The following is a 24,495-nucleotide window of genomic DNA, read 5'->3' as shown; positions in this document are numbered from 1 at the left end:
TTTATGATAGAGATACATAAAATACCGTCGCCTTGCTATGTGATGGAAGAAGAACTGCTCAGGAAAAACCTTTCGCTTATACAATCGGTGAAGGAAAAAGCCGGAGTGAATATCATACTTGCCTTCAAGGCATTTGCCATGTGGAAATCGTTCCCTATCATAAGGGAATACATACCCCATTCTACTGCCAGTTCTATATACGAAGCGCAGTTGGCTTTTGAGGAAATGGGAAGTCCTGCCCATACGTTTTCTCCGGCATATACGGACGAAAATTTCCCGATATTTATGAAGTACAGTAGCCATATCACGTTCAACTCTTTGTCTCAGTTTCAACGGTTCTATCCGATGGTTGAAAAAGACGGGAACAAGATTTCATGCGGACTGCGTGTCAATCCTGAGTTTTCTGTCGTGGAAACAGACCTTTACAATCCGGCTACCCCCGGCTCCCGGCTTGGGGTTATTGCCGACCAATTGGGTGATACATTGCCGAAAGGAATCGAGGGGTTGCATTTTCATACGCTTTGCGAATCGTCGTCGTTCGATCTGGAGAAGACTTTGCTGGTGGTGGAAAAGAAATTCGGGCATTTGCTGTCGCAGGTGAAATGGCTGAATATGGGAGGTGGTCACCTGATTACCCGCAAGGGGTACAATGTAGATCATCTGGTCTTGCTGCTAAAGAGTTTTAAGGCAAAATATCCTCATCTCGATATAATTATGGAACCGGGCAGTGCTTTCGTCTGGGAAACGGGAGTTCTTGTATCAACAGTTGTTGATGTTGTTGAAAACAGGGGAATAAAGACGGCTATTCTGGATGTTTCCTTTGCCTGTCACATGCCCGATTGCCTCGAAATGCCCTACAAACCCCGAATCAGGGGGGCATACCACGATCCGGTGGAAGGGAAACCGACTTACAGGATGGGCGGCAACAGTTGTCTGAGTGGCGATTTTATTGGCGAATGGTCGTTCGACGAACCGCTTGCCATTGGGGATAAAATTGTGTTTGAAGATATGATTCACTATACAACCGTAAAAACCACAATGTTTAATGGTATTTCACATCCCGATATTGCATTATGGACGAAAGACAATAAATTGGAGGTATATAGGGAGTTCGATTATTCTGATTATAAAAACAGAATGAGTTAAAATTGTTAAATAATAGGCATGTACGTAATATTTTGATTTCTACCTCGTTCTTCTATATGTAAGGAAATCAAAAATTAAAAAAGCCTATGATTAAAAAATTTACACCAAAGAACAAAACATCTCACAAAAAAGAATCGAACCAAGATGGACCGTCATCCCAGTCCATTGAATTTTTGAAACTCTATGCCCGCACTCTCCATGTAGAGAGAAATGTCCCCGAGGCATTAAGTAAGATGTGCATGAATTAGTTGATAAAGATTATACGAACAGAGGATGCTTGGTAAATTCCGGGCATCCTCTGTTTTTTTGTGCCTGATTAATTAATCCTCACATAAGAGCCACCTGAACATTGAGGGCAATGTCCGCCATTTCCGATAAAGAAATACCCTGTAAGCGGATTGGGTAAATCTGTTCCTTGAATAGCCATTGCAAAATATGCAACTTTTCCGGTTGCTTCTGTCAATGTAATATTTTGGCTTAAGTAAAATAGATGACCGGCTTGTGATATTGTTGAGGCCAATAATGAGTATACTTCATAAGACCCTTCAAAACGATTGGGACTGGCTGCGTCCCAAAAGCTAATATCATTGCCGGGCAACAATTGCAATACAAAAAAGGAAACATTAGAATTTGCATCCAGATTGGATAAATTTACTCTGGCTCCTATAGTAACAGAGTATGTTCCGTACGATGGAAATTCTATGGAATATGGTGTCCCATCCGGTTGATTAAGCATAAAGACTTTGTAGAACCCAAAATTATACGCAGGATCTACAGATATAGGAATAATTTGCGGGGTTATTCTCGTAAATTCACTAAATCCGGGAGCAGACCAACGTCCGTTTCCGTTTGCGTCGCTGGTTAGTATCATGTTATTTCCCTGCGACCCGTCCTGCAAGCGGAAGCCACCACCTTGTGTGCTGCTTCTGATATCTACTTTCGTCTGAGGTGCATTCGTTCCAATTCCGACTCTGCCTTGCGCATCCACCACCACATCGTCTGCCACGTTTGTGTTACCGCTCGTGTTGCGTGCCGCATCAATATGAAATACTCCCTGAGGTGATTCCGTATTCACTCCCACCTGTGCTTTGAGTGCCGTAACGGCTAAAAAAATCAATAAAATTAAACTGCTCTTTTTCATAAGTTTCTAATGTTGTTTGTTGTGTTAAATATTTCAGTTTTAACCCTTTGCGTATCTGTCACTGGGTAAGTGACGGAGGAGTGGTTTTGGATATGTTATTCTGCTTGTAATCAAAGGATTAAGAAAGAGCAAAATTGGAAAAGATAAACATTAATTAAACATGGTCGAAAAAGGTAAGTAAGCAGCATTACTTATTTCATTCTAAGTTTTTAGAAGACAGTCACTTTCTGGTTCAGACGAAAAATGTATACGAAAAATAATTATTAGACATTGGTTAAACACGCACAGTAACAAATACTTAAACAACAGAAAATATGGAATATGAAGAAAAAGGAATTCTGTTCGTTGATCTTCAAAAAGGTCAGGAATGGAAAACAAACAGGAGAAATTGCAGCATTATTCTCATAGGTAAAGGTCGGTTGAATATTTCTTCTTTATCGCACAAAGACGAAAGGATTTCGGCAGGAAAGATATTCATGATTCCCACCGGCTACGAAACAGACGTAAAGGCAATGGAAGAATCTGCTCTGATATCCGTTGATATAAGCGAGGAAATCAATCAGTTGACTCATTTTCAATCGGACAAAACGGATGAAAATGATAACAGTCAAAACCTTTACCTGCCTTTCAACGATATTATCTCCGCATACATCGAATCGTTACAGGTCTACAAGGGTAGTAGTTTAGATTACAACTCATTAGCTAGAATAAAAATAAAAGAATTGATATACGTATTGAAGGCTTCATACACACAGAAAGAACTCAGCCGTTTTTTCAGCAGTTATATCACAAACGATTTATACTTCTCAGAGCAGGTGAAGATATTATCTCAAGACACTAAAAACATTCGCCAACTAGCTGAAATTATGAATTATAGCTATTCGGGGTTCAACAAGCGATTCAGGCGATCGTTCGGCGTATCGGCTTATTCATGGCTCAGAAAGCGTCGGGCAAATGTGGTGTATCACGATATTTATTACACGAACAAAAGTTTGAAGCAGATTTCGACAGAAAACATGTTCAGCACGCTTTCTCACTTCAACGAATTTTGTCACAAAAATCTGGGAAATTCTCCTTCCGAAATCAGAAGAAAAAAAAAGACCCCTCTGTCACTTACCCAGTGACAGAGGGGAGGTATTATCAATCATTACGATACAAATGTATCAAAAAAATGTTATACTACAAATTCTCGAACAAAACCTTAATATCTGTAATGCTCTGGTTTGTAAGGGCCATCAACCGAAACCCCGATATAGTCGGCCTGATCTTTTGTTAGCTTGGTCAACTTAACTCCAATTTGTTCCAGATGTAAGCGGGCAACCTCTTCATCCAGATGTTTGGGTAAACGGTATACATTCACGTCATAATCTTTTTGCCAAAGTTCTATTTGAGCCAAAGTCTGGTTTGTAAACGAATTACTCATCACAAATGAAGGGTGTCCCGTAGCACAACCCAAGTTTACCAAACGGCCTTCAGCCAGCAAGAATATAGAATGACCATCAGGGAAAGTATATTTATCAACTTGTGGTTTGATATTCGTATGCCTGATTCCATTGAAATTAACAAGTTTTTCTACCTGAATTTCATTATCAAAGTGCCCGATATTACATACAATAGCCTGATCTTTCATTTGAGCCATGTGTTCTATTGTAATAATGTCTTTATTGCCCGTAGTAGTTACAAAGATATTACCCTCTTTCACAGCATCTTCCATTGTAGTTACCTCATATCCTTCCATTGCAGCCTGAAGCGCACAAATAGGGTCGATCTCCGTAACAATAACGCGTGCTCCATAAGATTTCATAGAATTGGCACATCCTTTACCTACGTCGCCGTAACCTGCAACAACAACAACTTTCCCGGCTATCATCACATCCGTAGCGCGCTTGATTCCATCAGCTAAAGACTCGCGGCAACCATAAAGGTTATCGAACTTCGATTTAGTAACCGAATCATTCACATTGATTGCAGGAATAAGCAATTCGCCACGTTCCATCATCTGATAGAGACGATGAACACCCGTAGTTGTTTCCTCCGAAACACCTTTCCAGTCTGCCACTGTATTGTGCCAACGCTGATTATCTTCTTTCAGTATGCGGTTCAATGTATCCAGAATAACTTGCTCTTCATGATTAGCACCTTTTCGGTTGATTGTTTCGGCATCATTTTCCGCTCTATAACCCATGTGAATCAATAAAGTTGCATCGCCACCATCATCCACAATCAAGTTAGGACCTTTTCCTCCGGGGAAACGAAGAGCCTGCTCTGTACACCACCAATATTCTTCAAGGGTTTCGCCTTTCCACGCAAAAACAGGTATTCCGGCAGCAGCTATGGCCGCGGCAGCATGATCTTGAGTAGAAAATATATTACAACTTACCCAACGGATATCAGCACCAAGTTCTTTCAGGGTTTCTATCAAAACTGCTGTTTGCACAGTCATGTGAAGCGATCCCATTATGCGAGCACCTTTAAGAGGTTTTGATGCGCCATATTTTTTGCGAAGTGCCATTAATCCGGGCATTTCGTGTTCAGCTATTTCAATTTCTTTTCGTCCAAAATCAGCCAGACTGATATCTGCCACCAGATAAGGCAGGTTTGGTAATAATTCTTTTGCCATATTTATATTTTTATGTTTAGGTCACAAAGTTACGATTTTCTTTATTAAGATGTTTCTATATTAAACCGGATAATATGCAATTCCTAATTCTATCAATCTACTTATTGACCATAAATTATTTATAAACAACACGGCAACCAATATACATGCTAAAAACCAATATATTTGTTGCTGTCTTTTATTCTTTAATAGTTTATAAGTCCAGCCTAAAAGTAGAGGTATACAGTAAACCCAATGACCACCGTAAATGAAATAATCCCTAAATCCGAATTTAAACACGATGTGTAAAAAAACATCAACGCCTAATAGTAAAAGTATAAACAATATATACTTATTTTTAAATCCTTTGATTATTGCAAAAAAGACAATCGCATATACAATCCCTACAAAAAGATATTGAAACAAATAATGATAAGAATCCAAGCATATCATATCCATAGTTGTATTTAACACAGTGCCATGCTCCACGTATAATTCCGGATACAAGATGCTCGCCCCCATAAAAAAATGAAAAATATTCTTTATGTAAGAATTTTCAATATAAACTTCACTGGAGGAAATTCCAAAATCATCAAACATTATTTTCACCTGAGTCCAAAAAGTAGGCATCATCAATATCAATATAAAAAATATGGATGTAGCAAGAAAAATTTTAATCAATATTTTTTTCTTTTTTTCATTCGAGAATAACATAGGAACCAAGCCTTTGACAAAATTGGTAATTGTAATTCCTCCCAATAATACGACAAAAGACACATTTATAAAAAATGAAACCTTCTTCTTTTGTTGCATACAAATAGAATAAAAAAGAAGCATGAAAACTAAAACAAACATAGAAAAAGAGAACGATTCGGGCGTAAAAGCCAAAACCATACTAGTTGACATAAAAGCATAAAAAAGTGTGAAAATTAGAGCAGCTTTATTTTCTATGTTCGCTATTTGCCTAAAATATCTATATACATAAACAGCAGATAAGGAGAGCAATAAATTGAAAAAGAGAGCAAAAAATAGTGTCTTTGCTTTGTATGTAAACAATTTAGTACACAATGCGCCGATCCACAACAAAGGCTTTGTGAAATTTCGAAGTAAAGGATGTCCTTCAACATATGTGTAGCCTTTATGATAGTATTGTGTATTATCAAAAGAAAAATACAAATCACATTCCAGTGAACTATCCAATAAACTTGTTTTAAAAACAACGAAAAGAGAATACGACAAATAAAATAAAAACAGTGCTATTAGCAGGATTCGTTCTTTTTTATTTTGTGGCAGTAAAAGATTTAATAAAAATTTACTTTGTTCTAAAGTAGTTTTTATATGAATAGCATTGTTTTCAGAAATAAACTTCATCGATAATTATGTTTTCTTAATAAATTGAACCGCAAAGTTAATATATTTTGAGCAAGATAAACCTATAAAATAGTTTTTTATACCAACCTGCTTTTAAGGCATATCACATTTTCAAAATTAAAGATAGCCGACAGTCTTATAAAAGTTCTTTTTTTACATTTTGCTTATTTTTTACAGGAATGATTAATTATCTTTGCCATAATTTTGTCAATTTGCTAAATATATTAACGCATTACTAATTAAACATTCATATTTCTGTCATGAAATCGGATATTGAAATAGCTCGCAGCATAAAACTTGAACCTATAAAAGATGTAGCCCGGAAAATAGGTATTGCCGAAGAAAATCTTTACAACTATGGAAAATACATGGCTAAAATACCTACCGACCTCATTGACGAATCAAAAATTCGGGACAGCAAGCTGATTCTGGTTACGGCCATAACTCCCACCAAAGCGGGGATAGGTAAAACAACTGTTTCTATTGGACTTGCTTTAGGTTTGAATAAGATTGGCAAAAATGCAGTCGTAGCCCTGCGTGAACCATCTTTAGGCCCTTGTTTCGGAATGAAAGGCGGAGCCGCAGGTGGTGGATATGCCCAGGTACTACCGATGGAAGATATCAATCTGCACTTTACGGGCGATTTTCACGCTATCACTTCTGCCCATAATATGATAACAGCCTTGCTCGATAACTATCTCTATCAGAACAAGAAAGAAGGTGTAGGCTTGAAAGAGATCTTATGGAAAAGGGTTCTTGATGTTAACGATAGAAGCCTGAGAAATGTGGTTACGGGATTAGGAGGAACAGTGAATGGAATCCCAGCCGAATCGGGATTTGATATCACACCGGCATCCGAGATTATGGCAATATTGTGTCTTTCGAAGGATATTGAAGACTTGAGACGCAGAATTGAGAATATCATACTGGGATATAAATACGACGATACCCCTTTCACGGTTAAAGACTTGGGCGTAGCAGGTTCAATTACGGTGCTTCTGAAAAATGCTATCAACCCCAATCTGGTGCAAACGACAGAACACACTGCCGCAATTGTGCATGGGGGACCTTTCGCAAACATAGCGCACGGATGTAATTCTATTATAGCCACCAAGATGGCGATGAGCCATGCCGATTATGTTATCACCGAAGCCGGCTTTGCTGCTGATTTGGGAGCGGAAAAGTTTTTCAATATAAAATGCCGTAAATCGGGACTGAATCCGAAATTGACAGTCATTGTAGCTACTGCTCAGGGATTGAAAATGCACGGGGATGTACCTCTCGAAGAAATAAAGAATGAGAATATTGAAGGTTTGGAGAAAGGCTTGGCTAATCTGGGTAAGCATATCGAGAATATGAAGTCTTTCGGGCAAACGGTTATTGTTGCATTCAATAAGTATGCCTCCGATACAGATCAGGAAATAAACTTGGTGAAACAGTTTTGTGCCGATAACAATGTCGGGTTTGCTATAAACGGAGCCTTCGGGAAAGGTGGTGACGGAGCAGAAGAACTTGCCAATCTGGTTGTGGAGACAATAGAAAAGGCGCCTTCTTCAACGGTGAAATTTACTTACGAGGATAACGATTCGATTGAAGAAAAGATAAAAAAAGTAGCCAAAAATATTTATGGAGCATCGACTGTTGTTTTCAGTAAAACGGCTCAGAAAAAAATCAGGCATATAGAAAAATTGAATTTAGGGCACTACCCTGTATGTGTAGCCAAAACTCAATACTCTTTCTCTGATGACCCTACGGCGTATGGTGTGGCCAAGGACTTTACGTTTACCGTTAATGATATTGTTCTGAATAATGGTGCTGAATTTATCGTAGCCATTGCCGGCTCTATGATGCGTATGCCGGGGTTACCCAAAAGTCCGCAAGCAAACAGAATAGATATAATCGACGGACAGATAGAAGGACTTAGCTAAGGTTACAGACCTTTTCATTACTATGGTAAGTGAAACAATCTAAAGATGTTGCAACATTGAAACATATCATTAAATTCTATCAATTCCTTTAATGAAGATATTTAAACAGATTATATTATCTGCCGTTTTCGTACTGATTTCGGCAGTATCTTTATCTGCTCAGGTAGAATATACAAAAGCAGACTCCCTTATTTTCGAAAAATATAAAGACGCCTTTGCAGGCAAACAGGATTTACCATTATCCGCCCTGATCACCGAAACCGCCTTGTTTTTTCGTGGTACGCCTTATGTGTCGAACACCTTGGAAAAAACTAAAAATGACGAGAGATTAACTGTCAATCTGCGAGAATTGGATTGCACCACGTTGGTTGAAAACTGTATAGCTCTCTCGCAAACAATAAAATCGGGAAACGCTTCATTCGAAAACTATTGTTCTCACCTTCAGCAATTGCGATACCGGGACGGAATTGTGGACGGATATTCTTCTCGTTTGCATTATTCATCCGATTGGATGATGGAAAACGAAAAAAGAAATTTATTCGAAAATATAAGTCAAAATCTTGGTGGAGCTAAGATTATCAAGACAATAGACTATATGACAACCCATACATCGGCTTATCGGCAATTGAAAAACAATCCAGAAGAAGTGAAAAAAATAAAAAAAAATGAAAAACAACTCAATAAAAGAGGGGGATGGTACGTTATAAATAAACAGAACATTGCAGATATTGGTAAAGAAATAAAAAATGGAGATATTATACTTTTTTCAACTACTATAAAAGGCCTGGACTTTTCTCACATGGGTATTGCATATTCAGACAATGGCCGTGTTACGTTTATCCATGCCTCAAGCACAGCAAAAAAAGTTACTATCGAAAAACACAGCCTTTCTCAATATTGCCTTAATTCGGGGCGGTGTAACGGTATTGCGTTGCTAAGAGTAAAATAAACTTAAGGATGATTAGCAAAATTAAACATGCATACGGAGATATGAGCAGTTGGATGCAACTTGTTCTTCTCGTTCTTTTTACATTGGCTGGGACTTTTGTGAGTATCCTTGTTCTGATGCTTGTGCTCTCGCTGATGGGGGTGGATATCCACAACCCGTCGGCCATTGTGTCTTCTGCCCTCTTGATGAGGGTAAATCAGTTTGTCCAAACCACATTCATGTTCTTCATACCGGCTCTGTTGTGGGGATATTTATTCAATAAAAAAACATCGGAAGGACTGAAAATAAATAAAGCGCCTGCTCTTTCTTTCGTCTTGGTGGGTATTGCTCTCATTATAATAGTTCAACCGCTCATCAACCTGACAGCATATTATAACGACAGGCTTGTTCTGCCCGAATTTCTGTCTTCTTTAGAAGTCAAATTGCGAACAATGGAGGAAAGTAACGCATTTCTGATGCAGAAATTGTTATCCGAAAATTCGACATACAATATAATAGCCAATATCTTCATCATAGCCATAGTGGCAGGCATTTATGAAGAATTCTTTTTCAGGGGAGCCTTGCAGCAGATATTCAAAAAAATAATAGGCAACTATCATGTAACGGTGTGGGTGATGGCTGTCATATTCAGTGCCGTTCACATGCAGTTTTTCGGATTTGTGCCTCGCGTTATTCTTGGAGCCATTTTAGGTTATTTGTTTGTTTGGTCAGGAAACTTGTGGGTGCCGATTATCGTGCACGTATTCAACAATGCTTGGGCGGTGATAATGAGCTATGTATACGGAATTGAAGTGATGTCTGTCACTTCCCAGACATTGGGTGTTGGCGATACCCTCTGGGCATCGGCTATCAGTCTGATACTGACATTCATTGTAATGTTTTATCTTGCAAAGAAATATTTAAGAAAGAGTATAGAATCGGGAGAAATCTGAATAATATGGTGATGGGGATTACAAATAAAAAAGGAGGATATGGGTTCCTGATCGGGTGGATCGTGATGTTAGGCGATTTACTTTGCATCAACCTGTTTTTCCTCGTTCTGTTTAAATATTACGGTTATATCTTTTTTTATGACAAGCATAGCCTTATCGAATTTTTTTTGCTGATAAACTTATCATATTATGTAACCAAACATATTATCCCTGCCAATATTTCGTCGAACATTGTCTTTTTCGACAAGATTGTTCAGCGAGCAGTGTCGTTCATATCAGTGTTGATGCTTATATTCATCACAGGGGTCACTCTTTTCGGAGTTGTATCTCCCAAATGGTACGAATGGGCGATATGTTATCTGGCTCTGTGCTTTTTCTATTCTTTATGGCATGTGATTTTCAGGATCGTATTGAAATCTTACCGGCAAAGCGGGCACAACTACAAACGTGTCGTTATTGTTGGCGGAGGTCTTAATGGTCTGGATATTATGCACGAATTTGCATCAAGTGTATATGGCTATAAAGTATGTGGACTGTTTGACGACAACGAAGAACTAAAAAAAACACAACCGCTCTATGTGGGAAAAATATCGAAAGTAGAGCAGTTTTGCATTGATAACGAAATCGACGAAATATATTGTACCCTACCAGGTAATCAGGAGCCGAAAATATTGAAGCTGCTCAACTTCTCCGAAAAAAACATGATCAGGTTCTATCTGGTTCCTGAATTTTACAAATATATCAAACGTAAACTTGTGCTTAATTTCCTCAGGTCTACACCGATTATAGAGATTAGGACAGAACCCCTGCAATCTTTTTCAAACAGGCTGTTAAAAAGAGCATTCGACATAGTTTTTTCTCTAATAGTTCTGGTGACAGTCTTCCCGTTGGTCTACTTAATATGCGGATTATTAATTAAGTTGGAATCGCCCGGACCTATCCTATTCAAGCAACAAAGGACTGGTTTGCACGGAAAGATTTTTACGTGTTACAAATTTCGATCCATGAAACTGAACAAAGAGGCAAATTTGTTGACAACCGTGAAGACAGACCCTCGTATAACAAGGATCGGGAATTTTATGAGGAAAACAAGTATTGACGAACTTCCCCAATTTATAAACGTACTGGTTGGAGACATGTCTGTTGTTGGTCCACGCCCCCACATGATAAAACAGACCGAGATTTACAATAAACTTATTGATACTTTCATGATCCGCCACCTGATAAAACCCGGAGTTACGGGTTGGGCGCAAATATCGGGCTACCGAGGCGAAATAAAGACAGTGGAACAAATGGAAGGCCGATTCAAACATGATGTCTGGTATCTTGAGAACTGGTCGTTCATTCTCGATCTTAAGATTATATTTGTCACAGCTTTTAAAGTTGTTTTTGGCGACGAAGACGCCTACTAATCAGTATTTACTTGCTTCGTAAACTCTATCCTGACGTTATTATCCGCCGGATAGAAATCGAGTTGAATATTTTCGCTTGTGTCCACTTCCTGCCCCATTGAAGAAGCAGGGTCTTTCAATTGTTGTTTCAATTCGTCAGTCAGCACCTCATCTCCTGCAACATGCAGCAGCAGTATATTACCCGCTATTCCGGCTATACTATTGACCGTTTCGCCGGAAATGCCAAGTCCGAAAGAATTGATCTTACCCACGGCCTGACGTTCTGCTATTTTTCTCAATTGATCTTTACTTTCCTCCACCAAATGCTCATTCCGAGAGATTGATGTTATGTTTCGGGTGGTTACATCCATCCCTCTATCGTCGAGAGTGACGATGCGGTAAGGGAACGGATAAGAAGCCAAGGCTCCGGTTTCTATATCGTAAGTTTTATTTCCTTTAGCCGAAACAAATTCCGTTATATCATTTGCGTGAAAGTGACCTGTGAATATCGCCTTCATGCCTTTATCGGCAAAAAGATTGGCAAGCCTTTTCCAATCATCTATCAGATATTGCTTGAAAACCATATCCTGATACATTATGTGCTCTACCAAACCATGATGCATCATGCCTATGACCGTTTTGTTTTGTTTTCGGGCATCGTCCAATGTTTTCACTATCCATTTTTCCGTATCGGGATTAATTCTTCCTGCCGTAATGGTGCTGGTGGTGTATTCTTTGTATAAACACCCGTCAATACCGATCAGCCATGTAGCATCGTTCAGTTCAGCCACATAACTCAGTGATGCCGTATCCCTGTCTAAAATATCTTTTTCATCCGCAAGAAAATCACGGAACATTGCCACATCTACTTTATCCACAGGGTACGAAGATTCTTCTTTATATCCCAATGGATTAGGCACATTGATGTCATGGTTGCCCGGAACGGCAAAAATTCTGACACCCTTGTTCCTTAACCGGTCTAGCTTTGCCGACAAGTCGGTCAGGCTTTGTTTTTCTCCGTCTTTGGTCAGATCGCCGGGAATGAGCAACACATCCAAATCCTCAATTTCCAAGTCGCTAAGCACCTGATCTAAAATTTCCGGAACATAGTTAACGCTTCTGCCCGAAGACTCGGAATACGACCGGATTGCATTTCCTCCATCCATCAAATTTTCAGATAGATAGTGCATATCCGAAACAACTCCGATCTTGAGTGCGTGAAGTGTGTGATCTGAAGCACAAGACGAAAAAGACAGAAATGTAGTAAAGCAAAGAAAAATAAGCCTCGATACTGAATTATTCATAAACATTGTATGTGTCAATATATTCAAACGCATCTTTTTTTGTTCTTCCCTCCACCAGATGAAGGCATACCGCAACAATGGCACTCAATATAAAAATGTAAGCGCCTCTCCGTTTTGCTCCGTTCATATTCCTGAAAAAACCGTAAAGAATCATAATTAATCCTACTGCAGCAATGATTACAAAAATGATTTTACCTGTATGGAGCCAGTCCATAGCCTGATTGTAGTTGTTGTACTGTTCTAATGGGTCCATTTGAATATTTATTTTTTTGCTAAATTAGTCAAAATATTTTAAGTAGCATTTCAAAATAAGGTTGCAAACCTTTATTAATGCGAATCGGTGTTAAAAAAAATGTTGGATTATTTTGTATAATACCTACCCGGTAGGGGCGAAAAATATTTCGCCCGATATTATTGACATGAGGGCGTAAGATTTTACGCCCCTACTTTCGGGCAGAGCAGAGCCCTGCCCCTACAAACCCCAAAAGGAGGAGGTATAGGGGTGGGGGGGGGTACTCCACCCGCACAACGACTAATTTAATCCAACAAGTAAAAAATGAACATATATGAAAAGATTTTTTCACAGATCAATCGCAATTCTATTGTGTAGTTGTTGCGCATTCCTGTTTTCCTGTAAAACGCAAAAACAACCGCAAGTACACTATTCCGACATCAAATATCCCAAGCGGGAGTTCAGGGGAGCATGGATTCATACCGTCTGGCAAGGTCAATATTCGAAAATGAATTCAACCCGGATGAAAGCCTATTTCACAGATATGCTCGACAAACTGAAGGCTGCCAATTTCAATGCCGTGATATTTCAGGTGCGACCACAAGCCGATGCTTTCTACAAATCGGAACTTGAGCCTTGGAGCAGCCATCTTACGGGAGTGCAAGGGAAAGCTCCCGACGGAAATTTCGATCCTTTAGCCTTTATGGTTGAAGAGTGTCATAAAAGAAATATCGAGCTTCATGCCTGGTTGAACCCTTATCGAGTGACCATTTCCGAGAATCAGAAACTAGCATCAAGCCATATCTATCATAAATATCCCAACAGGGTGGTAAAATATGGAAAACAATCATATTTTGATCCGGGTATTCCGGAAAACAGAAAATTTATATGCGATATTGTAAAGGATATTGTTGCCCGCTACGATGTCGATGCCATACACATGGACGATTATTTCTACCCATACCCCATTGCCGGCGAACCCTTCCCCGACAACGACAGCTTCAACAAATATGCGGCTGCACAAGGCTTCTCGGCAAAGCAAAGGAACGATTGGAGACGCAACAATGTGAATATGCTGATCAGGGAGATTAAAGATGCCATTGTGGTGACCAAACCTTGGGTAAGATTCGGCATAAGTCCTTTCGGAATATATCGCAACAAGAAGAGTACGCCCGACGGGTCGGGAAGTAATACGAACGGACTGCAAAATTACGACGACCTTTTCGCAGATATAAAACTGTGGGTCGAAAAAGATTGGGTAGACTATAATATTCCTCAGGTATATTGGGAAATAGGAAATAAATCGGCCGATTATAATACTTTAATTGAATGGTGGGCAAAGAACAACTACCATAAACATTTATATATAGGTCAGGATTTGAGTCGTACGATGGACGTAAAGGGCAACAATCAACTGTATGACAAAATGATGAAAGTCCGCAGCAATCCCGACATACATGGCAACTGTTTTTGGCACGGATACAATGTTATTGACAATTATAAAGGAATATACAACGAATTGACCGGAAACTACCAGAAATATCCGTCCCTCATTCCGGCATACGATAAAATGCACAAAAAAGCACCGAAAGAGGTGAAAAATATCAAGAATGTATATACACCTACAAAGCATATACTGACATGGCAAAGAAACGGTGATAGCAAAAATCCTGAGAATGCTCAATATTTTGTCGTATACAGGTTTAAAGACGGCGAGTCGAAGAATCTGGGAAATGCTACCAATATAGTGGCAACAACTCAAGATACCCAAATTATTCTGCCTTACGAGGGTGGAAAGACTAAGTATGAATATGTTATCACATCTGTCGATCGCTTCCATAACGAGTCGAAAGGGAAATCGAAAAAACTGAAATTGTAATCAGATTTTAGGATGCAAAGGCAGGCCTGGGGCCTGCCCGAAAGATCGGGGGCATATTGAATACCCCGTTGTTTGTTGTTTCTGTCGAGCAAATGTAATTTGCGCCAACATTATCAATTACCAAAAAATGATTGAATATTAAAAAACGTTTGGCAATTACTATTTCTCAGAACTAATTGATCCTCACATAAGAGCCGCCTGTACATTGAGGGCAACTTGAATGACTGCCTATTGTAAAATTAGCCAAAAGAGGCGACGGAAGATTTCTACCTCTTACTAATATTGAAAAATATACAGTATTGCCTGTTCCATTATTCTCATCAATCTTTGGAGTTAAAGTTATATTTTCACTCAGATATACACGATAGTCTGAATAGAGCGATTCTCTTGATTTCATTCCATATACTTCATACGATCCGGCAAAACGAAGGCTGGAATCCCAATAGGTTATATCATCTCTTGGTAATAACTGTATTATTACAAAATCAATTTGGGAATCAGCAGTCAGATTATTAAACACTATATGCATACCTAAAGTTAGAGAATAAGTTCCGTATGATGGTAAGGTAAGAGAATAAGTCTCGTCTGTAGTTATATCTTTTATCATTGTATTAACCGAATGATAGCTGGTCGAAGTTGCTTGTGTTGGTATGGATATTCCCATCGATTTTGCTTCTACCCTCGTAAACTCACTAAACCCGGGAGCAGACCATTTTCCGTTTCCATTGGCGTCACTGGTCAGTACCATACCACTCCCCTGACTGCCATCCTGCAAGCGGAAGCCTCCACCTTGCGTACTGCTTCTGATTTCTACCTTCGTCTGAGGATTGTTCGTCCCAACTCCGATTCTGCCTTGTGCATCCACCACCACATCGTCTGCCACGTTGGTGTTTCCGCTCGTGTTGCGTGCTGCGTCGATATGAAATACTCCCTGTGGCGATTCCGTGTTCACTCCCACCTGTGCCTTTAGCGACACAACCATAAAAAACATAAATAATACTGATAAATTCTTTTTCATTTTCTTGCTGTTTGTTGTGTTGATTTTTTTCGTTTTTTGATAAGTTCGTATTCTTTAATTATTTAAAGTTCAGTGCGTTGTAATTCCGTCACTTGTAGAGTGACGGAATTATATGTTATATGGCTAGTTATTAAATGGTTGTAAAAATGGAATTTTGTTAAAAAAATGAATTTGATAAACATCTAAACTTTAAGAGGAAATATTGGATAGTATTGTTTTATACTATCTCTCTTAGTTTTAAATATTTATTTACAGATAAAAAGATTTAAATAACAAGTGTTCGAGAATCGGTCGTGATACATTTGTTAAACAAGCACAAAACCAAATACTTAAACTATAAAACAATGACAAGTTTCTATGATGAAAAGATGTTTCCGAACGAAACATCGCCATTTGAATTTTTATCTTTAGAAAAAGGATGTGAATGGACAAACAAAGATTGCCAATGCAGAATAATATTGTTACTAAAGGGGCTGTTAAAGATTACTTTTGCTAAACGAGAAGAGATGACAATTTCATCCGGAAAAATGTTCTTCCTACCGTTAGGTCAAGAATCTTCAATAGCGACGCTGGAAAGAAGTTCGGTGCTAATAATATCGATGAAAGATGAAAGTTGTTTCGATGGATTGGGCATGGACGAAAAGAATCATGACGAATGTGATAAAAGGCTCAATATGCACTGTTTACAGATTAGCGATGTGTTGTCGGAATATATCCGTTCTTTACAGGTATATAACAGTAATGAGATAAACAGCAATCTACTATATACATTGAAAATGAAAGAGTTGATATATATCATAAAGGCATCTTATTCACAAACGGAACTCAACAGATTTTTTTACATCTACCAAATCAGCGATTTGCTTTTCACGGGACAAGTCAGGCAGCAGTCGGAAAGTATAAAGAATGTGAGGGAGTTAGCCGAACGTATGAATTATAGTTACTCCGGATTTAACAAACGTTTTCGGAAAGCCTTTGGCATATCGGCTTACTCATGGCTCAGAAAGCGTCGGGCGAATATGGTGTATCACGACATTTATTACACCAACAAAAGTTTGAAACAAATCTCGACAGAAAACATGTTCAGCACGCTTTCTCATTTTAATGAATTTTGCCACAAAAATCTGGGAAATTCGCCTTCCGAAATCAGGCGAAGGAGAAAAAATAAAAAACAAACCTCCGTCACTCTACAAGTGACGGAGGTTTGTTGTATGCATATAACTAGTATACAAAGATATATAAATTTTCTAATAGCCGCATAATAATCCGGCGATTATTTCTTCCTGCTCGAACCCGAACGGAAGGCTTTTGAGAAATTGTTTAACTGCACTAAAATGTGATTGATAAAATCTATACTAACATTTTTCCACAGAATAATTCTCTTTCTTAATAAATTAAATCGTAATTTTGCCTCCGATATAAACAAATACTAACTTATTTATCAAAAAGTCATGAATATTTCGCATATCGAACATCTTGGTATTGCAGTGAAAAGCATAGAAGAAAGCCTGCCATACTACGAAGGTGTACTTGGTTTAAAATGCTATAATATTGAAGTAGTAGAAGATCAAAAAGTAAAAACCGCATTTTTTAAAGTAGGTCAAACAAAAATCGAACTGTTGGAACCTACAAGTCCGGACAGTACTATCGCTAAGTTTATAGAGAAAAAAGGTGAGGGCATTCATCATATCGCATTTGCGGTTGATAGTGTTGCCGCAGCTTTGTCTGAGGTAGAAAGTAAAGGCGTTCAACTAATTGACAAAGCCCCCAGAGGTGGCGCAGAAGGTTTGAATATCGCATTCCTGCACCCGAAATCAACTTGCAGTGTTTTGACGGAATTGTGTGAAGATCCAAACAAATAATAAGATATACATTAAGATTTTATGTTTCAAACAGGCATAAAATCTTTTGTGCTTAAATCTGACTATTAAACTAAACTTAAAACAAAATAAAATAAAACATGAGCCAACTTGAAAAAGTAAGAGAGCTTATTGAACTTCGTGAAAAAGCACGCCTGGGAGGTGGAGAAAAAAGAATCGAAGCTCAACATGCAAAGGGAAAGTACACAGCACGTGAACGAATTGCCATTGTTTTGGACGAAGGTAGTTTTGAAGAGTTTGACATGTTTGTTGAACATCGTTCGCATAACTTCGGAATGGAGAAAACGAAATTCCTTGGTGATGGCGTTGTTACAGGATGCGGAACAATAGACGGGCGTCTTGTATATATATTTGCGCAAGACTTTACCGTAATCGGAGGTTCGTTGTCTGAAACTATGGCAATGAAAATCTGTAAGGTAATGGATATGGCAATGAAAGTGGGTGCGCCATGTATCGGTATCAATGACTCGGGAGGTGCACGTATTCAGGAAGGGGTGAATGCTCTTGCAGGATACGCCGAAATCTTCCAGCGCAACATTTTAGCATCGGGTGTGATTCCTCAAATTTCAGGAATTTTCGGACCTTGTGCCGGAGGTGCGGTATATTCCCCGGCTTTGACCGACTTCAATATCATGACGGAAGGCACATCGTATATGTTCCTTACAGGTCCTAAAGTTGTGAAAACCGTAACAGGCGAAGATGTTACTCAAGAAGAGCTTGGAGGTGCAAGCGTACATACAACCAAATCGGGGGTAGCTCACTTCTCTGTTGAAAACGAAGATGACGGTTTTGTGTTGATTCGCAAATTGTTAGGTTTTCTTCCTTCAAACAATATGGAAGATGCACCTCGTGCCAAATGCACAGACCCGGCCGGAAGAATGGAAGACTTGTTGAATGAAATCATTCCTGACAATCCGAACAAAGCATACGACATGTATGAAGTAATAGGTTCGGTTGTTGATAACGGAGAATTCCTTGAAGTACATTCAGCTTATGCAAAAAATATAATAATCGGTTTTGCCCGATTCAATGGATATTCGGTAGGTATCGTTGCAAATCAGCCTCAATATATGGCAGGTGTTCTTGACATCAATGCGTCACGCAAAGCCGCCCGTTTTGTGCGTTTCTGCGATGCGTTCAACATTCCGTTGGTAACACTGGTTGACGTACCGGGCTTCCTTCCCGGAACAGGTCAGGAGTATGGTGGTGTGATTGTGCATGGAGCAAAACTTCTTTATGCTTACGGTGAAGCTACTGTGCCTAAAGTTACAGTGACACTTCGCAAATCTTACGGAGGTTCTCACATTGTGATGAGCTGTAAACAACTTCGTGGAGATATAAACTATGCATGGCCAACGGCTGAAATTGCCGTAATGGGTGCGGATGGTGCAGCGGAAGTTCTGTATGCAAAAGAGATTAAAGCAGAAACCGATCCTGAAAAACAAGCGGAAGTGGCATTGGCCAAAAAAGAAGAATATAACAAGCTATTCTCCAATCCGTACAATGCAGCACGCTATGGTTACATCGACGATGTGATAGAGCCTCGCAATACTCGTTTCCGTGTTATCCGGGCTTTAGAACAATTGAGAACAAAGAAGCAAGTGAATCCTGCTAAAAAGCACGACAACTTGCCTTTATAATCTCTAACATCATAAGAATTATGAAAAAAGCAGAACAAATAGATACTGATATTTTGGCTGTTATCGCTATGGCTCTTTATGATATTGAAGATGAAGTTCATGATGTTGAAGCAAAAGTTTTAACAATCAAAAGACAGTCTCAGGAATATTTACCATGGTCTTCCAAAGAGTTTGGATTAAGACAACTACCAACCAGAAAGTAAAAAAAGAAAGTAGAATATGAAAACTTTTAAATATACGATTAACGGTAAGATATACGAAGTTACCGTTGACAAAAAAGATGAAACTTTGGCTGAGGTAGGCGTTAACGGAGCCTATTACAAAGTAGAGCTGGAAAAGAAGGAAGAAGAACCGGCAGCTCCAAAAATCCAACGTCCCGTGGCCTCTGCGTCCGCACCATCTGCGCCTAAAGCGGCCGGATCGGGCAAAGGAGCGATTAAATCGCCACTGCCGGGCATCATCGTTGATGTTAAGGTAAGCGTTGGAGATACTGTGAATAAAGGAGATACAGTAGCCGTATTAGAAGCAATGAAGATGGAAAATGTTATATCGGCTCCAATGGCCGGAAAAGTAACTTCCATCAACGTAAATCCGGGCGATTCTATACTTGAAGGAGTTGTAATCCTGACAATAGAATAATCTTCGATAGACTAAAATAAAGAAATCCTCCTTTTCAATTTTTGAGAGGAGGATTTTTATTTTGCAAAACATAAAGTAGTAGAACTTGTTGATTTGCAATATCCGGAGTAGCAAATTTTACTTTTTGAGGAAAAAAAGTAAAAAAATACAATCAAAAAATTTGGATATAAATAAAAACGTGCTACCTTTGCATCCGCAATCGAGAGAGATTAGCTACGAATAAGTAACAGATCAACTCAAGATATGGCCCATTCGTCTATCGGTTAGGACGCAAGATTTTCATTCTTGAAAGAGGGGTTCGACTCCCCTATGGGCTACAATATTTAATTATAATAAAAAAAGATTAGTCAAAATGGCAAATCATAAATCAGCAATAAAAAGAATCAAACAAGCTAATGTGAAACGTTTACGTAACAGATATGTTGCGAGAACAACACGTAATGCTGTGAAAAAACTACGTTCAACAACAGATAAAGCTGAAGCTCAAGGTCTATACCCTTCGGTTTGTTCAATGCTGGATAGACTAGCAAAGAAAAACGTTATTCATAGAAATAAAGCTAACAACTTAAAGTCTAAATTAGCTCATCACGTAAACACGTTGTAAAGATTCAAATCTTTACACTTTAAAAATATAAAAGTAGCAGGATAAATCTTTTTTATTCTGCTATTTTATTTATACTGCATTGACCTGTAATAAATTGCGATAAACAACAAAGACTTTAACTTTCAAGTTATCTTTAAGTAGATACTAAGCGTTAAAATTAAATATTTTCTTATCTTTGTTGCCGATTTAATATAAAGACAAATAAATGAGAACTATGAAAGTTTTACCTGTATTTTTTGCTTTATTATTCTTTTTTTCTTGTAACACATACAAAGAACTACCTTATTTGAAAGACGCAGAGACTCTCTCTGGAAAAGAATTAAAAGAGAATGCATTATTGTATGATGCAAAAATAAAACCAAAAGATATACTAAGCATAACGGTTAATGCTCAATCTCCTGCTGTTGTTGATTTTAATTTACCGTTGGTTTCTAACGATCAATACAGCGCAGTCTCCACAACAACACAAAGTGTAACACTGTCATCGGGTTCTCTACAAAACTATGTTGTGAGCAATGAAGGTGAAATCAATTTTCCTGTATTAGGCAAGTTGAAAATTGGAGGGATGACAAAAACAGAGGCTCAAAACTTTATCGCATCACTGATTTACCCTAAATATCTAACTGAAAATCCAATTGTAAACATTCGTTTTCTTAACTACAAAGTGATGGTTGCCGGAGAGGTTTCCAGTCCCGGAGAGTATAGCACATTAAACGAAAAGATGACAATCTTTGAAGCACTGACAAGGGCCGGCGATTTAACTATTTATGGTAGGAGAGACAATGTTCTGCTGGTGAGAACCAAAGATAATGGAGAACTTGAAATTCATAGAATAAACTTACAGGATAAAAATTTATTATTGAATAAAGATATATACTATCTGCAACAAAATGATTATCTGTTTGTGGAAGCAAATGCAGCCAAAGGAAACAGTTCTCGATTTGGTTCTTTCGAGACTATAACCATGTCTGCATTGTCAATCATGATTTCTGTAATATCTATCATTCTTAGATAATTTAATATGAGAAAAGAGAAGGACATCTGGACAAAGGAAAAAGATGATGAATCGATAAACATATCTGAGATATTATTAGAGTATATCAGATATTGGAGATGGTTTGTTGCTTCATTCATTTTGTGTGCTTTACTAGGAGGGTTTTACATTATAACAACTCCTAAAAAATATAAAGCATCATTGCAAATATTACTTAATGTTGATAAAAATTCAACCGCAAGTTCGGCCTTAACAAATTTAGACCAACTTGGAATATTTACATCAACAAATAATATTGACAATGAAAGAGCAATATTGGCATCGACAGACCTATTGGAAAAAGTTGTAGTGGAATTGGGGCTTCAAGCTTCTTATTTTGAAAAAGGGAGTCTCATAAGTGAAGATATATTTACAGAATCTCCTTTCACTGTAACCTACACTGAAGGCGAATATTCTTTAGACCTTATTGAACTTCAGATAACAAAAAATGGTTCCGGCTTTGATGTTTTCGGAGCATATAAGGATAACGAAGGAAATGAACAGGAAGTAGAATATACTCAGGTCGAATTTCCACAAACAATAAAACTAGACAAATATGGAAATTTGTTAGTTCAACTTAGTGGAAAAAAAATAAAATCTGATGAATATGAAATTGTTGTAAACGATGTTTTAACTGTTGCACGGAGGTTATCATCTATGATATCTATAAGTGAAACATTTCAGGGAGCTTCTGTGCTGGATATTGATATAGTTGTAAGCAATAAATCGAAAGGTGTAGCTATCTTAAATGAATTGGTTTCGCAATATAATGAATCAAGTATTGAAGAAAACAACAGAATGACTCAAAACACTGCCAGCTTCATTAATGACCGGTTAAAAGAACTTGAAGTGGAATTGAGTGGAATAGAAACATCCCTTGTCGATTATAAGCAAACAAATAGCATTACAGATTTAACTTCCGAAACTAAGTTGTATGTAGAACAAACAGGAACATACGAACAACGGAAATTGGATATTGATACCCGATTAAACATTATTTCTCTGATAGAATCATTTATACAGAAGCCTGAGAATGAGTTCAAATTAGTGCCTAATATCGGTATCACAGACCCATCTTTGTCTCAATTGATAATGGACTATAACTCAAAGCTATTGGGTTATGACAGGCTATTAAGCACAACAAATGAAGATAGTCCGTCAAGACAAAGATTGTCTGAAGACTTATACAACACAAGAGAAAGTATATTGCTTTCTGTGAAAAACCTGAAACTTGCAAACCTTTCTACCAAGAAAGATTTGGATAGGCAAGCTTTGGAAATGAACACCCGGATAAAGTCTCTCCCTCAGCAACAAAAGAACTTGTTGGAGAAAATGAGAGAACAAAAAATCAAAGAAAATTTGTTTTTGTATTTAATGCAAAAGAAAGAAGAATCGAATATTGCAATGGCTTCCACGCCGGGCAAAGCTCGTATTGTTCAATCTCCGTCATTAAAGAGTCCAAAGGTGTCACCAAACACAAAAATCATATTGCTTGCTGTCATTCTAGTAGCATTGCTTCTGCCCATCGTTTTGATATACATTGTTAAAACCCTGAGAACTAACATATCAAGTCAGGAAGAACTTGAACAAATAACAGAAGTTCCGGTTGTTGGACAACTAGGGACGGTTAAATCCAAGAATCCAATACTGGTACATCAAAATACAAATACCCCTATTGTTGAAATGTTCAGAACGTTACGCAATAATATTAACTTTATCTTGAAACACAATAAAAATAAAGTTATTTTGGTAACATCTACAATATCGGGAGAAGGAAAAACGTTTGTAAGTCTGAATCTTGCTTTAAGCTATGCTGCATCAAATAAGAAGGTGCTGCTGATAGGAGCCGATATAAGAAATCCGAAATTGAAGATTTATATGAACATGTCGAATAAAAAGGGACTGACAGACTACGTCATAAGTTCGGACGATAAATGGGAAAACTATATATCTACATCAAGTGAGAACAGCAAGCTGGATATAATGATTTCGGGTACAATACCGCCAAATCCGAACGAATTGTTGATGGACAAAAGGCTTAAACATTTATTGTCGGATGCAAAAGAAAAGTATGATTTTGTTATTGTCGACACAGCTCCGGTAGGATTAGTTTCAGACACATTTCTGATTGACGAATATGTGGATGTGACACTTTATACTGTTAGAGAAGGAGTAACCCCGAAAAAAGCTGTTGAATTTGTTAACGACCTGGTGTCAGAAAGCAAATTGAAAGAAGTATGCATTGTATTGAATGGTGTGAAAAATTCTAGTTATAGGTATGGATATGGTAAAAACTATGGCTATAATACTGAAAAATAAAAGAAAATATATCTACATAAATAAAAAAAGAATCCGATTTGTTGGATTCTTTTTTTATTGTCAAACTGTATTTTAATTCTCAGTTTCTTTATACCATTTGTTTAAGTGATTGTCTACAAAAACAAAGTACCAATAATTTTTATATCGGTCTTTATACATGATGGTTTCGTTGCCATAGCTTCGTTGTTCTACGGTATCATATTTGTCACCCATCAGGCCAACCACCTCTTGTTTTGTCATGCCCAAATCAATCTGTTTAAGAGCTGTGTTGTATGCTGCACCACATGCAGTTAGTGCTGTTGCAAGGAATAGTGTAAAAAGAATCTTTTTCATAATTAAAATATTTTTTGTTTTTAAAGTTAACAACTTAAATGAGAATTAAGTTCGCTATTGTCCAATTCTCCTATTCTATTTAAATAAAAATAAGATAATGGTTTGTCAATTCTGGAATAATTATATCTTTGAAGTCTGAATGTGAAAAAATAAAAAA

The 24,495-nt window shown here is 37.9% G+C and carries 22 protein-coding genes and 1 tRNA gene; 16 read left to right on the top strand and 7 right to left on the bottom strand.

Going from position 1 to position 24,495, the window contains the following annotated elements:
- Positions 1-3 precede the first annotated feature (3 nt).
- Positions 4-1,146, top strand: coding sequence for a carboxynorspermidine decarboxylase (gene nspC / locus D0T56_RS00635; RefSeq protein ID WP_163318210.1), 1,143 nt, complete (start codon positions 4-6; stop codon positions 1,144-1,146).
- 316 nt (positions 1,147-1,462) lie between these two features.
- Here nspC and D0T56_RS00630 read toward each other — a convergent pair whose 3' ends face one another.
- Positions 1,463-2,287 carry a hypothetical protein gene (locus tag D0T56_RS00630; protein WP_163318209.1) on the bottom strand — a complete coding sequence of 275 codons (825 nt, stop codon included), beginning with the start codon at positions 2,285-2,287 and terminating at the stop codon, positions 1,463-1,465.
- A gap of 314 nt (positions 2,288-2,601) precedes the next feature.
- Between D0T56_RS00630 and D0T56_RS00625 the strand changes: the two genes are divergently transcribed.
- Positions 2,602-3,411, top strand: a complete 810-nt coding sequence (locus D0T56_RS00625; RefSeq protein ID WP_163318208.1) for a helix-turn-helix domain-containing protein — start codon at positions 2,602-2,604, stop codon at positions 3,409-3,411.
- A gap of 77 nt (positions 3,412-3,488) precedes the next feature.
- Here D0T56_RS00625 and ahcY read toward each other — a convergent pair whose 3' ends face one another.
- Complete coding sequence (gene ahcY / locus D0T56_RS00620) at positions 3,489-4,907, bottom strand: adenosylhomocysteinase (RefSeq protein WP_163318207.1); 1,419 nt, start codon at positions 4,905-4,907, stop codon at positions 3,489-3,491.
- Positions 4,908-4,967: 60 nt separating this feature from the next.
- Positions 4,968-6,257, bottom strand: a complete 1,290-nt coding sequence (locus D0T56_RS00615) for a DUF6080 domain-containing protein (protein ID WP_163318206.1) — start codon at positions 6,255-6,257, stop codon at positions 4,968-4,970.
- A 260-nt stretch (positions 6,258-6,517) separates the two neighbouring features.
- On the opposite strand from D0T56_RS00615, the gene D0T56_RS00610 reads away from it, so the two are divergent.
- From D0T56_RS00610 to D0T56_RS00595, 4 genes are all read left to right on the top strand, one after another.
- Entirely contained in the window at positions 6,518-8,185 is a 1,668-nt protein-coding gene (locus D0T56_RS00610) for a formate--tetrahydrofolate ligase (RefSeq protein WP_163318205.1), read from the top strand.
- 91 nt (positions 8,186-8,276) lie between these two features.
- On the top strand, positions 8,277-9,134 hold the full coding sequence (locus tag D0T56_RS00605; RefSeq protein ID WP_163318204.1) for an N-acetylmuramoyl-L-alanine amidase-like domain-containing protein: 858 nt from the start codon (positions 8,277-8,279) through the stop codon (positions 9,132-9,134).
- A gap of 8 nt (positions 9,135-9,142) precedes the next feature.
- Positions 9,143-10,066 (top strand): CPBP family intramembrane glutamic endopeptidase, encoded by a 924-nt coding sequence (locus D0T56_RS00600; protein ID WP_163318203.1) that lies wholly within the window; start codon positions 9,143-9,145, stop codon positions 10,064-10,066.
- Between the two features lie 11 nt (positions 10,067-10,077).
- A complete protein-coding gene (locus D0T56_RS00595) occupies positions 10,078-11,478 on the top strand; it encodes an undecaprenyl-phosphate glucose phosphotransferase (protein WP_163318202.1) in 1,401 nt (466 codons plus the stop codon).
- Here the strand turns inward: D0T56_RS00595 and D0T56_RS00590 are convergent.
- Complete coding sequence (locus D0T56_RS00590) at positions 11,475-12,761, bottom strand: metallophosphoesterase (protein ID WP_163318201.1); 1,287 nt, start codon at positions 12,759-12,761, stop codon at positions 11,475-11,477. The two genes, D0T56_RS00595 and D0T56_RS00590, sit on opposite strands and share 4 nt — an antisense overlap.
- Positions 12,754-13,014, bottom strand: coding sequence for a hypothetical protein (locus D0T56_RS00585; protein ID WP_163318200.1), 261 nt, complete (start codon positions 13,012-13,014; stop codon positions 12,754-12,756). Before D0T56_RS00585 ends, D0T56_RS00590 begins: the two co-directional genes overlap by 8 nt.
- 313 nt (positions 13,015-13,327) lie before the next feature.
- Here D0T56_RS00585 and D0T56_RS00580 point away from each other — a divergent pair, with 313 nt between their 5' ends.
- Positions 13,328-14,872 carry a glycoside hydrolase family 10 protein gene (locus D0T56_RS00580; protein ID WP_163318199.1) on the top strand — a complete coding sequence of 515 codons (1,545 nt, stop codon included), beginning with the start codon at positions 13,328-13,330 and terminating at the stop codon, positions 14,870-14,872.
- A 172-nt stretch (positions 14,873-15,044) separates the two neighbouring features.
- Here the strand turns inward: D0T56_RS00580 and D0T56_RS00575 are convergent, their stop codons facing one another.
- On the bottom strand, positions 15,045-15,890 hold the full coding sequence (locus D0T56_RS00575) for a hypothetical protein (protein WP_163318198.1): 846 nt from the start codon (positions 15,888-15,890) through the stop codon (positions 15,045-15,047).
- Positions 15,891-16,234: 344 nt separating this feature from the next.
- Between D0T56_RS00575 and D0T56_RS00570 the strand changes: the two genes are divergently transcribed.
- The 9 genes from D0T56_RS00570 (at position 16,235) to D0T56_RS00530 (ending at position 24,005) form a co-directional block, all read left to right on the top strand.
- Positions 16,235-17,152, top strand: a complete 918-nt coding sequence (locus D0T56_RS00570) for a helix-turn-helix domain-containing protein (RefSeq protein WP_163318197.1) — start codon at positions 16,235-16,237, stop codon at positions 17,150-17,152.
- Positions 17,153-17,341: 189 nt separating this feature from the next.
- Positions 17,342-17,752, top strand: coding sequence for a methylmalonyl-CoA epimerase (gene mce, locus D0T56_RS00565; protein WP_163318196.1), 411 nt, complete (start codon positions 17,342-17,344; stop codon positions 17,750-17,752).
- Between the two features lie 98 nt (positions 17,753-17,850).
- On the top strand, positions 17,851-19,410 hold the full coding sequence (locus tag D0T56_RS00560; RefSeq protein ID WP_163318195.1) for an acyl-CoA carboxylase subunit beta: 1,560 nt from the start codon (positions 17,851-17,853) through the stop codon (positions 19,408-19,410).
- A gap of 20 nt (positions 19,411-19,430) precedes the next feature.
- Positions 19,431-19,613, top strand: coding sequence for a hypothetical protein (locus D0T56_RS00555; protein ID WP_163318194.1), 183 nt, complete (start codon positions 19,431-19,433; stop codon positions 19,611-19,613).
- 16 nt (positions 19,614-19,629) lie between these two features.
- Positions 19,630-20,049: a biotin/lipoyl-containing protein gene (locus D0T56_RS00550; protein ID WP_163318193.1), complete on the top strand. Its 420-nt coding sequence runs from the start codon at positions 19,630-19,632 to the stop codon at positions 20,047-20,049.
- 245 nt (positions 20,050-20,294) lie between these two features.
- Positions 20,295-20,366: transfer RNA gene (locus tag D0T56_RS00545), tRNA-Glu, on the top strand.
- A gap of 35 nt (positions 20,367-20,401) precedes the next feature.
- Positions 20,402-20,653: a 30S ribosomal protein S20 gene (rpsT, locus tag D0T56_RS00540; protein WP_163318192.1), complete on the top strand. Its 252-nt coding sequence runs from the start codon at positions 20,402-20,404 to the stop codon at positions 20,651-20,653.
- Positions 20,654-20,867: 214 nt separating this feature from the next.
- Complete coding sequence (locus D0T56_RS00535; RefSeq protein WP_255490941.1) at positions 20,868-21,668, top strand: polysaccharide biosynthesis/export family protein; 801 nt, start codon at positions 20,868-20,870, stop codon at positions 21,666-21,668.
- Between the two features lie 6 nt (positions 21,669-21,674).
- Complete coding sequence (locus tag D0T56_RS00530; protein WP_163318190.1) at positions 21,675-24,005, top strand: tyrosine-protein kinase family protein; 2,331 nt, start codon at positions 21,675-21,677, stop codon at positions 24,003-24,005.
- 72 nt (positions 24,006-24,077) lie between these two features.
- Here the strand turns inward: D0T56_RS00530 and D0T56_RS00525 are convergent, their stop codons facing one another.
- The gene (locus tag D0T56_RS00525; RefSeq protein WP_163318189.1) at positions 24,078-24,338 is read right to left on the bottom strand and encodes a lipoprotein; all 261 of its coding nucleotides are present in this window, start codon (positions 24,336-24,338) and stop codon (positions 24,078-24,080) included.
- Between the last annotated feature and the right edge of the window lie 157 nt (positions 24,339-24,495).

The organism is Dysgonomonas sp. 520 (assembly GCF_010501095.1).
In the GTDB taxonomy this organism is placed as follows: Bacteria; Bacteroidota; Bacteroidia; order Bacteroidales; family Dysgonomonadaceae; genus QVMP01.
This window is presented reverse-complemented; position numbering and strand designations above follow the sequence as displayed.